Here is a 13835-nt window from a genome sequence, read left to right as displayed (position 1 = left end):
GGTGGACGTTCAGCTCATCTGCGAACGCAGTTCGATGGCTTCCTTGCGCTGGGTCTCGGTACCTTCCTTCATCACTTCGTCGAGTATCTCGCGGGCGCCGTCGTTGTCGCCCATGTCGATGTAGGCACGTGCCAGATCGAGCTTGGTGGCGGCTTCGTCGGTACCGGAGAGGTAGTCGAACTCCGGCTCGTCGAGCATCAGGTCGGAGGCGTCCTCGGCGGTGAAGTGCGGCGCGATGGAAGGCTGTTCGAGGTTCTGCGAGAGCTTGTCGAGCTCGGCGTTGACGTCGTCCAGCTCGGCGGCAAAGCTGGCGTCCAGCGGGTCCGGCTCGTCGGCCAGGGACAGGTCGAAATCATCGGCCAGGTCCGGGAAGCTGTCGTCCAGCCCCAGTGAGTCATCGAACGCCGCCAACTGGGCCTCGATATCCAGTGGCGCTTCAGGCGTAGCGGCGGGTGCAGCTTCAGGCGCCGGTGGCGCAAGGTCGGCGCCCATGTCGAGGTCGAAGTCGGACAGGTCATCCAGGATTGGCTCGGGCTCGACCGGTGCAGGTTCGGACATCGGCTCGGCAGGCACCCCGGCGGGTGTCTCGGCCGGCACTTCAGTCACTGCCTGCTCCTGCACGTCGGGCACGTGCGGCGCTGGCGTCTCGGCCTGGGCCTGGGTCTGGGTCTGCTCTTGCAGCAGGGTATCGAAATCGAGGTCGTCGAGCGCCGCGATATCGGCAGGCGGCGTGGCCTGCGGGGCCTGAGGATCATCGATCTGCAGGTCTGCCAGGCCCTCGAGACCTTCGAGGTCTTCAAGGCCTTCCAACCCCTCCAGGTCATCCAGGCTCAGGTCGAAGGCGCTGTCCAGGTCGTCTTCGCCCGGCAACTCGATTTCCGGCTCGGGCTGCGGGTCGTCCTGCAGCAGGTCCTGCACATACTGGGCATCCAGCTCGGCGGCCAGGGCCGCAGCGCTGACGCCCGCTGCGGCCACGCCGAGCATGGCCGGGTAACGCTGCTTGAGCGACTCGACATCGGCGTGGTTCTGACCATTGGCAACCAGTTGGCGCTCGTGGCCGACAAAGGCGTCACGGTCGCCCTGGCGGGCATAGACTTCCATCAGCTTCAGGCGCAGGTCGGCGCGCTCGGGGGCCTGCTCCACCGCAGGCTCCAGCAGCTCGGCGGCATGGTTCAGACGACCGCGGGCAATGCTCAGGTCGACTTCCGCCAGCAGGGCATCATCATTTGGCGCGGGGGCGTCCTCGGCCGGTGCCTGCACGGCAGGTGCGATGACGGCCGGTGCCACCACCGCAGCCGGGGCCGGAGACGGAACCTCTACCGGCTCGGGCGCGGGCTCGACCACGGGGGCCGGCTTGGGCTCGAATTCCGGCTCCAGCTCCAGCTCGGACTCCGGGTCCAGCCTGTCGTAGGCGGGTGCCACCTCGGCAGCCGCAGCCGCTGCAGCGGAGGCCGCCACCACACCCGGCGCCAGGGTCACGCTCGGCGCGGAGACCTCCAGGCCCTCGAAACTGCTTTGCGGCAGGTCCATGTCCGGCCCCAGGCCCAGGTCGCTTTCCTCGGCCAGGGCTCGCGCCATGCGCATGTGCTTTTCAGCCTCCTGCTGGGCACGACGCTTGCGCGCCAACAGCAGCAGAAGCAACAACAGCACCAGCAAGGCTGAACCTGCGATCAGCGCCAGCAGCCAGCTGTTGCCCAGCAGGTCGTCGAGCATCTTGTCCGAATCGCTCGGGGTAACGGCAGCCGGCGGCGTTTCGGCCACCGGCGCGGTATCCACGGCAGCCGGCGCCGGGGACACCACCGCTTCGCTCGGTACCGCCTGCTGCAACTGGGCATCGATCGCCGGCTGCTCGGGCGCAGGCAGGCTCGCCGGCGCGGCGCTCTGGGCTTCCAGGCGCGCCAGCTGGTCGTTCTTCAGTTCGATCAGGCGCTGCAGCTTGTCCAGCTGGCTCTGCAGATCCGCCACACGGCTTTTCAGCTCGGCGTTGTCACGCCGGGTGGTGTCGAGGCTCTCTTCGGCCATCGCCAGCTTGTCGGCCAGGGCCTTGCTGTCGCCAGCCGCACCTTTGCCGCCGGGTGCCACCAGCTTGAGGTTGTCCTGCTGGGCGATACGCGCCGGGGCGGCGCCGGCCGCGTCACGCCGGGTGGCGTCGAGCTGGCGCGCACGCGGGCCCAGACGGCGCCCCTCACGCCAGGCCGCATACTGCTCGGCCACTTCCTTGACGGCCTGGCCCTGGGGGATGGCGGCGATCTGCTGCTGGTCGGGCAGGCGAAGTACCTGGCCAACCTTGAGCTGGTTGATGTTGCCGTTGTAGAAGGCATCGGGGTTGAGCGCCTGGATCGCCAGCATGGTCTGCTGCACCGATCCACCCTGGCGCGCCTTGGCGGCAATCTGCCACAAAGTGTCGCGACGCACGGTGGTGTGGCGGGCGGGCGCGGTCACCGCAGGGGTGACGCCCGAAGCCGCCTGGGCCGCTTCGGGAGAGAATTTGGAGGCGTCGATCAGTACGCTGTAGTCGCGCAGCAGGCGGCCCTGGGGCCACATCACCTGCACCAGGAACTTGACCATAGGGGCCGGCAGCGGCTGGCTGGAGGTCACCCGCAGCACGCTCTTGCCACTGGGGTTGATCACCGGGGTGAAGGTCAGGTCGTTGAGGTACGCCTGGCGTTCGACCCCGGCCTTGCTGAACTCTTCGGCCGGCGCCAGGCTGGGCACCACTTCGGCGGGAGTGAGGTCACGCACATCGAGCAATTCGATCTCGGCATCCAGCGGCTGGTTCTGCCCCGACTTGAGGGTCAGCTCGCCCAGCCCCAGCGCATGCGCCATACCGGAGGACAGCGCCGATGCCGCGGCTATTGCTAACACCAGTTTGCGAATTCGAAGCATGACCTCATCCTTTGTATGAACCTTCCCCGGCTACCGAGAAGAAAGTGAAAAACCGCCGTGAGGCATTTGACTGGCATGACCACCGGATCATGTTGGCAAGGTGCCCCGCAAGCGCGTGACGGCCGCTCACTTCCAGTATTTCAGAAACAATGTGCAAATCGTCGCCAAGTATCTTTTACGCAAGGTGTTTTATCAACAACTCCGCCAGCTGTACGGCGTTCAACGCCGCGCCTTTGCGCACGTTGTCGGTGGTCAGCCAGAGATTGAGCTGTTCGGCCTCGTCGACACCGCCACGCACCCGCCCGACATACACCACATCCTGGGCCACCGCATCACCGACCGGGGTCGGGTAGTCACCCGCCTCCACCAGCTCGACACTGTCGGCGTGCTCCAGCACGGCGTTCACCGCCGCCAGATCGACCGCCTTGCGACTGTGCACGGCCACAGTGTAGCTATCGCCGAAAAACACCGGGACTTGAACACAGGTCACGGAAATCTTCAGCGAAGGCAGGCCAAGCAACTCGCGCAGCTCACTCACCAGGCGACGCTCCAGGGCGCCATGGCCCTCGCTGTCGCTGGTACCCACCTGGGCCAGCAGGTTGAACGCCACCTGGCGATCGAAGAAGCGCGGCTCCAGCGGACGCGCATTGAGCAACTCCGCAGTTTGCCGGGCCAGTTCGCCCACCGCCTCGCGGCCCTGGGCCGACACCGCCATGCACGCCGTCACGTTGACCCGTTCCAGTTCCAGCAGGTGCTTGAGCGGGGCCAGCACCACCGCCAGGGCAACCGCGGCAGCGCTCGGGCTGACCAGTTGCACGGGCAGGCTCTGACTGTCGATGGCCTGTGGATTGGCCTCGGGCACCACTGCTGCCACCTGTTCGGCCGACAGCGCGCCGGACAGATCGATCACCGCACACCCGGCGGCACGCGCCTTGGCGGCGAAACTGCGGGTAACCGCAGGGCCTGCGGCGAAGAACGCCAGCTTGACCTGGCTGAAGTCGAAGGCATCGACTTCGCGCACGCGCAGGTTCTTGCCACGGTAGTTCACCGAGCTGCCCGCCGACTCGTTGCTGGCCAGCAGGTGCAGGGTGCCCAGGGGAAAATCGCGCTCCTCGAGGATTTGCACCAGGGTCTCGCCGACGGTGCCGGTGGCGCCGATCACGGCGATATCGTAGGTCTGAGTCATGGACAGTGCCTCTGGCAGAACGGGGGGAGCGGCACTTTACTCGGATTGCCGCAGCGAGACCACCCGGTGCCGGCAAAGGCATCAGGCCACCACAAAAAAGCCCCCTGCGTCGCAAGACGAGGGGGCCTGTTCTACCGCGCAGCAGCGATCAACGCTCCAGCAGGATCCGCAGCATGCGACGCAGCGGCTCGGCCGCGCCCCACAGCAGCTGGTCGCCCACGGTGAAGGCGCCCAGGTACTGCGACCCCATGTTCAGCTTGCGCAGACGCCCTACCGGGATGTTCAGCGTGCCGGTGACGTTGGTCGGGCTCAGCTCCTGCATGCTGATCTCGCGCTGGTTCGGTACCAGCTTCACCCAGGGGTTGTGCTGGCTGATCATGCCTTCGATGTCGGCGATCGGCACGTCCTTGTTCAGCTTGATGGTCAGCGCCTGGCTGTGGCAACGCATGGCGCCGATGCGCACGCAGATGCCGTCGACCGGGATCGGGTTCTTGAAACGACCCAGGATCTTGTTGGTCTCGGCCTGGGCCTTCCACTCTTCACGGCTCTGACCGTTGGGCAGCTCCTTGTCGATCCACGGGATCAGGCTGCCGGCCAGCGGCACGCCGAAGTTCTCGGTCGGGTAGGCGTCGCTGCGCATGGCCTCGGCGACCTTGCGGTCGATGTCGAGGATGGCCGCCGCCGGGTTGGCCAGGTCATCGGCAACCGCCGCATGGGTAGCGCCCATCTGCTTGATCAGCTCGCGCATGTTCTGCGCGCCAGCGCCGGAGGCCGCCTGGTAGGTCATGGCGCTCATCCATTCGACCAGGCCGGCTTCGAACAGGCCGCCCAGGCCCATCAGCATCAGGCTGACGGTGCAGTTGCCACCGATGTAGTTCTTGGTGCCGGCGTCCAGCTGCTGGTCGATGACCTTGCGGTTGACCGGGTCCAGCACGATGACCGCGTCATCCTGCATGCGCAGGCTGGAAGCGGCATCGATCCAGTAACCCTGCCAGCCGGCTTCGCGCAGCTTGGGGAACACCTCGTTGGTGTAGTCGCCACCCTGGCAGGTCAGGATCACATCGAGGGTCTTGAGCTCTTCAATGCTGTACGCATCCTTGAGCGGAGCAATGTCCTTGCCCACGGATGGCCCCTGGCCCCCGACATTGGAGGTAGTGAAGAACACCGGCTCGATCAGATCGAAATCCTGCTCTTCGAGCATCCGCTGCATGAGCACGGAACCGACCATACCGCGCCAACCGATCAGACCTACACGTTTCATCGCAACTACACCTTCGCTAAAAGTGGGCCGCCGCCTGGAAGAAACCAGCGGCGGGCCCGAGAGATTACAGATTCCGCAGCGCTGCGACTACTGCGTCGCCCATTTCCTGCGTACCTACCTTGCTGCAGCCCGCCGACCAGATGTCGCCGGTGCGCAGGCCCTGATCCAGCACCAGGCTCACGGCCTGTTCGATGGCCTCGGCCGCCGCCTGCTGGTTGAAGCTGTAACGCAGCATCATCGATACCGACAGGATGGTCGCCAGCGGGTTGGCGATGCCTTGCCCGGCGATGTCCGGGGCCGAACCGTGGCACGGCTCGTACATGCCCTTGTTGTTGGCATCCAGTGACGCCGACGGCAGCATGCCGATGGAACCGGTGAGCATGGAAGCCTCATCCGACAGGATGTCGCCGAACATGTTGTCGGTGACCATCACGTCGAACTGCTTGGGCGCGCGCACCAGTTGCATGGCGGCGTTGTCGACGTACATGTGGCTGAGCTCGACATCCGCGTAGTCCTTGGCCACGTCCTCGACGATTTCACGCCACAGCTGGCTGGAGGCGAGCACGTTGGCCTTGTCCACCGAGCACAGCTTCTTGCCGCGCACGCGGGCCATGTCGAAACCGACACGGGCGATGCGGCGTATTTCGCTCTCGCTGTACGGCAGGGTGTCGTAGGCCTGGCGCTCGCCGCCTTCCAGTTCGCGGGTGCCGCGCGGCGCACCGAAGTAGATGCCGCCGGTCAGCTCGCGCACGATCAGGATATCCAGGCCGGCGACGATTTCTGGCTTGAGCGAGGACGCATCGGCCAGCTGCGGGTAGAGAATGGCCGGACGCAGGTTGGCGAACAGGCCCAGTTGCGAACGGATTTTCAGCAGGCCGCGCTCAGGGCGGATATCACGCTCGATCTTGTCCCACTTCGGCCCGCCCACCGCGCCCAGCAGCACGGCGTCGGCCTGGCGCGCACGTTCCAGGGTCTCGTCGGCCAGCGGCACGCCGTGCTTGTCGATGGCCGCGCCACCGATCACATCGTGCGCCAGGCTGAAGCCGAGCTGGAACTTGTCGTTGGCCAGTTCCAGCACCTTGACCGCCTCGGCCATGATTTCCGGGCCAATGCCATCACCTGGGAGAATCAGAATCTGCTTGCTCATGGGTTCCTCATCATTCAATTCAAGCGGTGCGCCGCACTGGCGTACCGGGGAAAACTCAGCGTTGGGCCCAGAGCACGATCACGTCGGTGCTGAAGGAGCCATCGGCTTCTATCTGGTAATGCTGGCGAACTTCGTCGCCCATCGCCTGCTGCAACTGGCGAATCGCCGCACGCATCGGCTCGGGGGTGCGCATGCGCTCCACCCACGAGGTGTATTCCAGGCGCAGGCGCTGGCGCGTGTGGCTGCGGGTGCACAGGCCGGCTTCGCTGACCTGTTGCAGCCACTCGCCGGCAGAATAATCGCGCACGTGGCTGGTGTCGCGCAGTACTTCGACGCTTTGCAGGTAGGTGTCGAGCAGCGGGCTGCCCGGCGACATGACGTCGACGAACGCGGCCACGCCGCCGGGCTTGAGCACCCGGCGCACCTCGCGCAGGGCCAGGCCCAGGTCGCTCCAGTGGTGCGCCGAGTAGCGGCTGAAGACGAAATCGAACGAGGCGTCGGCGAACGGCAGGCGCTCGGCGGCGCCACGCTCGGTGACGATGTTGTTCAAGCCGCGCTCGATGGCGGCGGCGCCGACCACGTCGAGCATCTGCTGCGACAGGTCATAGGCGACCACTTCGGCCACCAGCGGGGCGACATGGAAGCTCACGTGACCGGCACCGCAGCCCAGGTCCAGCAGGCGGGCGTCGGCGTGCCCGGCAAGCTCGGCCTGCAGCAGGGCGAATTCGCTACCCTGGGCATGCACGGCGCTGCTCAGGTAGGCAGAGGCTTGTTCGCCGAACTGGCGCTGGACGACTTCGGTGTGTGCGGTGCTGCGGGTCATCATGGATCTCCTGGGGCGGCTTGGCCGGCACATCACTGCATCATTCAGGCGTCGCGAAACAACCAGGGCTGGCCAGCACGGTGCCTGGCTTCAAACGCTGCAATCGCATCGCCATCCTGCAAGGTCAGGCCGATGTCATCCAGGCCGTTGAGCAGGCAATGCTTGCGGAACGCGTCGATCTCGAAGTGGAGCACCTTGCCGTCCGGCCGCGTCACGGTCTGCGCCTGCAGGTCGATGGTCAGCTGGTAGCCCGGGTCCGCCTCAACCTGCTTGAACAGCTCGTCGACTTCCTCGTCGCCGAGGATGATCGGCAGCAAGCCGTTCTTGAAGCTGTTGTTGAAGAAGATGTCGGCGTAGCTGGGCGCAATGATGCTGCGAAAGCCGTACTCTTCCAGCGCCCAAGGCGCATGCTCGCGGCTCGAACCGCAACCGAAGTTCTCCCGCGCCAGCAACACGCTGGCCCCCTGGTAACGCGCATGGTTGAGCACGAAATCCTGGTTCAGCGGGCGCTTGCTGTTGTCCTGGTAGGGCTGACCCACGTCCAGGTAACGCCATTCGTCGAACAGGTTCGGGCCGAACCCGGTGCGCTTGATCGACTTCAAGAACTGCTTGGGGATGATCTGATCGGTGTCGACGTTGGCACGGTCCAACGGGGCGACCAGGCCGGTGTGCTGGGTAAAGGCTTTCATGCTGCGCTCCCTTGGATCAACTCGCGTACATCGACAAAACGACCGGTTACTGCGGCAGCCGCCGCCATTGCCGGGCTCACCAGGTGGGTACGCCCACCGGCGCCCTGGCGCCCCTCGAAGTTGCGGTTGGAGGTGGAGGCGCAATGCTCGCCACTTTCGAGGCGGTCCGGGTTCATCGCCAGGCACATCGAGCAGCCCGGCTCACGCCATTCGAAACCGGCCTCGAGGAAGATCTTGTCCAGGCCTTCCTGCTCGGCCTGCGCCTTGACCAGGCCCGAGCCCGGCACCACGATGGCCTGCTTGATGGTCGAGGCCACCTTGCGGCCCTTGGCGATCACGGCCGCGGCGCGCAGGTCTTCGATGCGCGAGTTGGTGCACGAACCGATGAACACGCGGTCGAGCTGAATGTCGGTGATCGCCTGGTTGGCGTTCAGGCCCATGTACTTGAGGGCGCGTTCGATGGAACCGCGCTTGACCAGGTCGGCCTCGGCCGCCGGGTCCGGCACGCGCTGGTCGACCGCCAGCACCATCTCGGGCGAGGTGCCCCAGCTGACCTGCGGCTTGATCTGCGCCGCGTCCAGCTCGACCACGGTGTCGAACACCGCGTCGCTGTCGGACACCAGGTCTTTCCAGGCTTCGACGGCCAGGTCCCACTGCTCGCCCTTGGGCGCATACGGACGACCCTTGACGTAGGCAACGGTCTTCTCGTCGGTGGCCACCAGGCCCACCCGCGCACCGGCCTCGATGGACATGTTGCAGATGGTCATGCGGCCTTCGACCGACAACTCGCGAATGGCGCTGCCGGCAAACTCGATGGCATGCCCGTTGCCGCCGGCGGTCCCGATCTTGCCGATCACGGCCAGCACGATGTCCTTGGCAGTGACGCCGAACGGCAATTGCCCTTCGACGCGCACCAGCATGTTCTTCATCTTCTTGGCCACCAGGCACTGGGTAGCGAGCACGTGCTCGACCTCGGAGGTGCCGATGCCGTGGGCCAGGGCGCCGAACGCGCCGTGGGTGGAGGTATGCGAGTCGCCGCAGACCACGGTCATGCCGGGCAAGGTGGCACCCTGCTCCGGGCCGATGACGTGGACGATGCCCTGGCGCACATCGTTCATCTTGAATTCGGTGATGCCGTACTCGTCACAGTTTTCGTCGAGGGTCTGCACCTGCAGGCGCGACACCTGGTCGGCGATGGCCTCGATGCCGCCCTTGCGCTCTGGCGTGGTGGGCACGTTGTGGTCGGGGGTGGCGATGTTGGCATCGATGCGCCAGGGTTTGCGGTTGGCCAGGCGCAGCCCCTCGAAGGCCTGCGGCGACGTCACTTCGTGAATGATGTGACGGTCGATATAGATCAGCGCCGAACCGTCGTCGCGCTGCTTGACCAAGTGCGAATCCCAGAGCTTGTCGTAGAGCGTTTTGCCAGCCATCAGACTTTCCTCATCAGTCTTTCTATGCCAATAACCCCTTGGCTTGTACGGACGATGCTATGGGGTTAGATTGAATAACTCAAATTCATATTTTTTATGCTTTGGATAACTTTCAGGAATCCAAACCCGAGGAACTCATTCCGTGGACCTGGCCAACCTTAGTGCCTTCATCGCCATCGCTGAAACCGGGAGCTTTTCCGGTGCCGGCGAGCGCCTGCACCTGACCCAGCCGGCCATCAGCAAGCGCATTGCCGGGCTGGAGCAGCAGCTGGATGTGCGCCTGTTCGACCGCCTTGGCCGCGAGGTGAGCCTGACCGAAGCCGGCCGTGCCCTGCTGCCGCGCGCCTACCAGATCCTCAACGTGCTGGACGACACCCGGCGGGCCCTGACCAACCTCACCGGCGAGGTCAGCGGTCGACTGACCCTGGCCACCAGCCATCACATCGGCCTGCACCGCCTGCCGCCGCTGTTGCGGGCGTTTACCCGTCAGTACCCGGCTGTGGCTCTGGACATCCAGTTTCTGGACTCGGAAGTGGCCTACGAGGAAATTCTGCACGGGCGCGCCGAAATCGCCGTGATCACCCTCGCCCCCGAGCCCCACAGCCTGGTGCGCGCGGTGCCGGTATGGGACGACCCGCTGGATTTCGTGGTCGCCCCCGAGCACCCGCTGGCCTGCAAGGGCGCGGTGGGCCTGGCGGACATTGCCCACCACCCGGCCGTGTTCCCCGGCGGCAACACTTTCACACACCATATTGTGCAGCGTCTGTTCGAGGCCCAGGGCCTGGTCCCCAACATCGCCATGAGCACCAACTACCTGGAAACCATCAAGATGATGGTGTCGATCGGGCTGGCCTGGAGTGTGCTGCCGCGCACAATGCTCGATGAGCAGGTTGCATCCATCGACTTGCCGGGCATACAGCTGTCGCGCCAGCTAGGCTACATTCTGCACACGGAACGAACGTTATCGAATGCGGCCAGAGCCTTCATGGCCCTGCTCGACAGTCACGCAAGCCCGGCGTAGCCGCCCCTGCCCCGGGCGGCCCGCCACCAAGGACGTATCACCCGCCAAAGGTCTGGTACCGATGCCCAAGTCAGCCAATCGTTTTGCGCGCCTTCCCCGTATCCACGCAGCAGACCCCCAGGAGCTGGAACAGGCCTGGGAAAGTGCGCCGCAGTTGCTCGCGGCGCTCAATGGTGCGCACCTTGGCGCCTGGGTGTGGGATGTGGGCAGCGGGCGCATCAACTGGTCACGAGGCACCCAGGCACTGTTTGGCTTCGATCCGCATCAACCGCTGACCCACGACATCGACTACCTCGACCTGCTGCCGGAAGAGGACCGCGCGCGCATGCGCCAGGCCTTTCATGCAGTGCTCAACGGCGAGCCGGTGGACCAGGCCCTGCGCCATCGCATCCGCTGGCCGGACGGCAGCCTGCACTGGCTGGAAGTGAACGGCAGCCTGGCCACCAACCGCGACGGGCGCCTGCAGATGATCGGGGTGGTGCGCGAGATCACCCGCCAGCGCGAACGCGAAACCGCACTGATCAACTCCGAAAAGCGCTTTGCCACGCTTTTTCACCTGAGCCCGAACGTGGTGCTGCTGACCCGGCGCGCCGACGGGCTGATCCATGAGGTCAACCAGCACTTCGAGAACATTCTTGGCTGGCCCGGCGCCCAGGTGATCGGGCGTACCACGCTGGAACTGGGCCTGTGGGCCAACCCCAGGCAGCGTGACCAGGTGCTGGAGGCCACCAGCGGCAACAACGGCCCGGTGACCCTGGAAGTGCAGTTTCGCGCCAGCAGCGGGCAGGTCCACGATGGCATCCTCAGCACCCAGGCCATCGAACTCGAAGGTGTCACCTACCTGCTCAGTACTTTCGTCGACACCAGCGAGCGCAAACGTGCCGAACAAGCCCTCAAGGACAGCCAGGAGCGCCTGGACCTGGCACTGGACTCTGCCCAGTTGGGTACCTGGGACTGGCACATCCCCAGCGGCATGCTGTACGGCTCGGCCCGCGCGGCACAACTGCACGGCCTGGCGCCGGTGCCGTTCCACGAGTCGTTCGAGGCGTTTTTCGAAGGCGTGCCCGAGCTTGAGCGCAGCGGCATGCGCCAGGCCTATCGCAGCCTGCGCGAAGGCCCCGCGGGCAACTACCAGATCACCTACCGCATCCAGCTGGAAAACGGCGCCTCACGCTACCTGGAGAGCCGCGCACGGCTGTACCGTGACGACCAGGGCAACCCGCTGCGCATGGCCGGCACCCTGCTGGACATCACCGAACAGGTTGAACGCGAACAGCGCCTGACCAGCTCGGAGGAAAAGTTCGCCAGCCTGTTCCAGGTCAGCCCCGACCCCATCTGCGTCACCCGCCAGGACACCGGCCAGTTCATCGAGATCAACCAGGCGTTCACCCAGACCTTCGGCTGGTGCGCCGACCAGGTACTGGGTCGTACCGCCGAACAACTGGGGCTGTGGGCCGAATCGGCCGCCCGCGCACGACGTATCGAGCAGGTGATTCGCGACCAGGCGTTGAACAATGTCGCGGTGGTGGTCAATCACAAGGATGGCCAGCCCCTGACCTGTGTGATTTCCAGCCGCCTGATCAAGGTCGACAACCAGCCCTGCAGCGTCACCACCCTGCGCGACATCACCCAGCAGCAACGCGGCGAAGCCGCACTCAAGGCCAGTGAGGAGAAGTTCGCCAAGGCCTTCCACTCCAGCCCCGACGCCATCACCATCACCGAGCGCGACAGTGGCTGCTACCTGGAGGTGAACGACGGCTTCTGCCGGCTCACCGGCTACAGCGCCGACGAGGTGATCGGCCAGAGCATGGCTCAGATCGGGTTGTGGGCCGACGACAAGCAGCAGACCCTGCTGTTCGGTGAAATGCGTGAGCGCGGGCGGGTGCACCACCGCGAAATGCTGGGGCGCAACAAACGCGGCGAAATCCTCACCGTGGAGGTGTCGATGGAGCCGATCACCCTCAACGAGACAGACTGCCTGCTACTGACTGCCCGCGACGTCAGCCAGCTCAAGAATGCCCAGGCGCAGATCCGTCACCTGGCCTACCACGACCCGCTGACCAACCTGCCCAACCGCGCCCTGCTGATGGATCGCCTGAGCCAGCAGATCGCCCTGCTCAAACGCCAGAACCTGCGCGGCGCCCTGCTGTTCCTCGACCTCGACCACTTCAAGCACATCAACGACTCGCTGGGCCACCCGGTGGGCGATACGGTGCTCAAGATCATCACAGCCCGGCTTGAAGCCAGCGTGCGCCTGGAGGACACCGTGGCGCGCCTGGGGGGTGACGAGTTCGTGGTGCTGCTGAGCGGCCTGGAAGGCAGCCGCGAAGAGGTCACCGACAAGGTTCGCCAACTGGCCGACACCTTGCGCGAGCTGCTGGCCGAGCCGATGTCGCTGGACGGCCAGCGCCTGCAGGTAACCCCCAGCATCGGCGTGGCGCTGATCCCCGACCACGGCACCACGCCGGCCGACCTGCTCAAGCGCGCCGACATTGCGCTGTACCGCGCCAAGGATTCGGGTCGCAACACCACGCAACTGTTCCACACCACCATGCAGAAGGCCGCCAGTGAACGCCTGCGCATGGAGAGCGACCTGCGCATGGCCCTGGCCAGGGGCGAACTGGCGCTGCACTTCCAGCCCCAGGTGGATGCCCGTGACAACCGCATCGTCGGAGCCGAGGTGCTGCTGCGCTGGCACCATCCGCTGTTGGGCCAGCAGCCGCCCAGCCAGTTCATCCAGGTGCTGGAGGAAAGCGGGCTGATCCTGGAGGTGGGCAGCTGGATACTCGACGAAGCCTGCGATGCCTGCTCGCGCATGCTGCAGGACGGGCTGATCGATCCGATGGATTTCAGCCTGTGCGTGAACATCAGCCCGCGCCAGTTCCGCCAGAACGATTTCGTCGAGCGGGTGCGGCGCAGCCTGGACGACTACCGCCTGCCCTACCAGATGCTCAAGCTGGAGATCACCGAGGGCATCGTGATCCAGAACCTGGAGGACACCATCAGCAAGATGCGCGAGCTGAAGGCGTTCGGGGTGAGCTTTGCGATGGATGACTTCGGCACCGGCTACTCGTCGCTCACCTACCTCAAGCGCTTGCCGGTGGATGCGCTGAAGATCGACCAATCGTTCGTGCGCGATGCACCGCTGGACCCCAATGATGCAGAGATCGTCAAGGCCATCGTGGCCATGGCCAGAAGCCTGGACCTGGCAGTGATTGCCGAAGGGGTGGAGCTGTCGGAGCAACTGGAGTTTCTGGAGCGGCTGGGGTGCCATCTGTACCAGGGGTACCTGCACAGCCGGCCATTGCCGCTGAACGAGTTCAGGGCGATGCTGCTGCAGGCACCGGCGGACTACTGACACACCGCAGCACGGCAGTTGTCAGCAAGGCTGG

At 65.4% G+C, this 13835-nt stretch carries 9 protein-coding genes; 2 read left to right on the top strand and 7 right to left on the bottom strand.

Annotation, left to right across the window (positions count from 1 at the left end):
* Positions 1–9: 9 nt before the first annotated feature.
* From ACPRTJ_RS18245 to leuC, 7 genes are all read right to left on the bottom strand, one after another.
* The gene (locus tag ACPRTJ_RS18245) at positions 10–2886 is read right to left on the bottom strand and encodes a FimV/HubP family polar landmark protein (protein WP_426427164.1); all 2877 of its coding nucleotides are present in this window, start codon (positions 2884–2886) and stop codon (positions 10–12) included.
* 175 nt (positions 2887–3061) lie between these two features.
* Positions 3062–4072 carry an aspartate-semialdehyde dehydrogenase gene (locus ACPRTJ_RS18240; RefSeq protein WP_043862849.1) on the bottom strand — a complete coding sequence of 337 codons (1011 nt, stop codon included), beginning with the start codon at positions 4070–4072 and terminating at the stop codon, positions 3062–3064.
* 148 nt (positions 4073–4220) lie between these two features.
* Positions 4221–5333 carry an aspartate-semialdehyde dehydrogenase gene (gene asd, locus ACPRTJ_RS18235; protein WP_043862850.1) on the bottom strand — a complete coding sequence of 371 codons (1113 nt, stop codon included), beginning with the start codon at positions 5331–5333 and terminating at the stop codon, positions 4221–4223.
* Positions 5334–5397: 64 nt separating this feature from the next.
* Positions 5398–6480, bottom strand: coding sequence for a 3-isopropylmalate dehydrogenase (leuB, locus tag ACPRTJ_RS18230; RefSeq protein WP_043862851.1), 1083 nt, complete (start codon positions 6478–6480; stop codon positions 5398–5400).
* A gap of 55 nt (positions 6481–6535) precedes the next feature.
* Positions 6536–7303, bottom strand: coding sequence for a class I SAM-dependent methyltransferase (locus ACPRTJ_RS18225; RefSeq protein WP_043862852.1), 768 nt, complete (start codon positions 7301–7303; stop codon positions 6536–6538).
* A gap of 44 nt (positions 7304–7347) precedes the next feature.
* The gene (leuD, locus tag ACPRTJ_RS18220; RefSeq protein ID WP_236176742.1) at positions 7348–7992 is read right to left on the bottom strand and encodes a 3-isopropylmalate dehydratase small subunit; all 645 of its coding nucleotides are present in this window, start codon (positions 7990–7992) and stop codon (positions 7348–7350) included.
* Positions 7989–9422 (bottom strand): 3-isopropylmalate dehydratase large subunit, encoded by a 1434-nt coding sequence (leuC, locus tag ACPRTJ_RS18215; protein WP_043862854.1) that lies wholly within the window; start codon positions 9420–9422, stop codon positions 7989–7991. Before leuC ends, leuD begins: the two co-directional genes overlap by 4 nt.
* Before the next feature lie 142 nt (positions 9423–9564).
* Between leuC and ACPRTJ_RS18210 the strand changes: the two genes are divergently transcribed.
* Complete coding sequence (locus ACPRTJ_RS18210; protein ID WP_043862855.1) at positions 9565–10443, top strand: LysR family transcriptional regulator; 879 nt, start codon at positions 9565–9567, stop codon at positions 10441–10443.
* 61 nt (positions 10444–10504) lie between these two features.
* Positions 10505–13801 (top strand): PAS domain S-box protein, encoded by a 3297-nt coding sequence (locus tag ACPRTJ_RS18205; protein WP_043862856.1) that lies wholly within the window; start codon positions 10505–10507, stop codon positions 13799–13801.
* Positions 13802–13835: the final 34 nt, after the last annotated feature.

The organism is Pseudomonas palmensis (assembly GCF_049942755.1).
GTDB classification, from domain to species: domain Bacteria; phylum Pseudomonadota; class Gammaproteobacteria; order Pseudomonadales; family Pseudomonadaceae; genus Aquipseudomonas; species Aquipseudomonas palmensis.
This window is presented reverse-complemented; position numbering and strand designations above follow the sequence as displayed.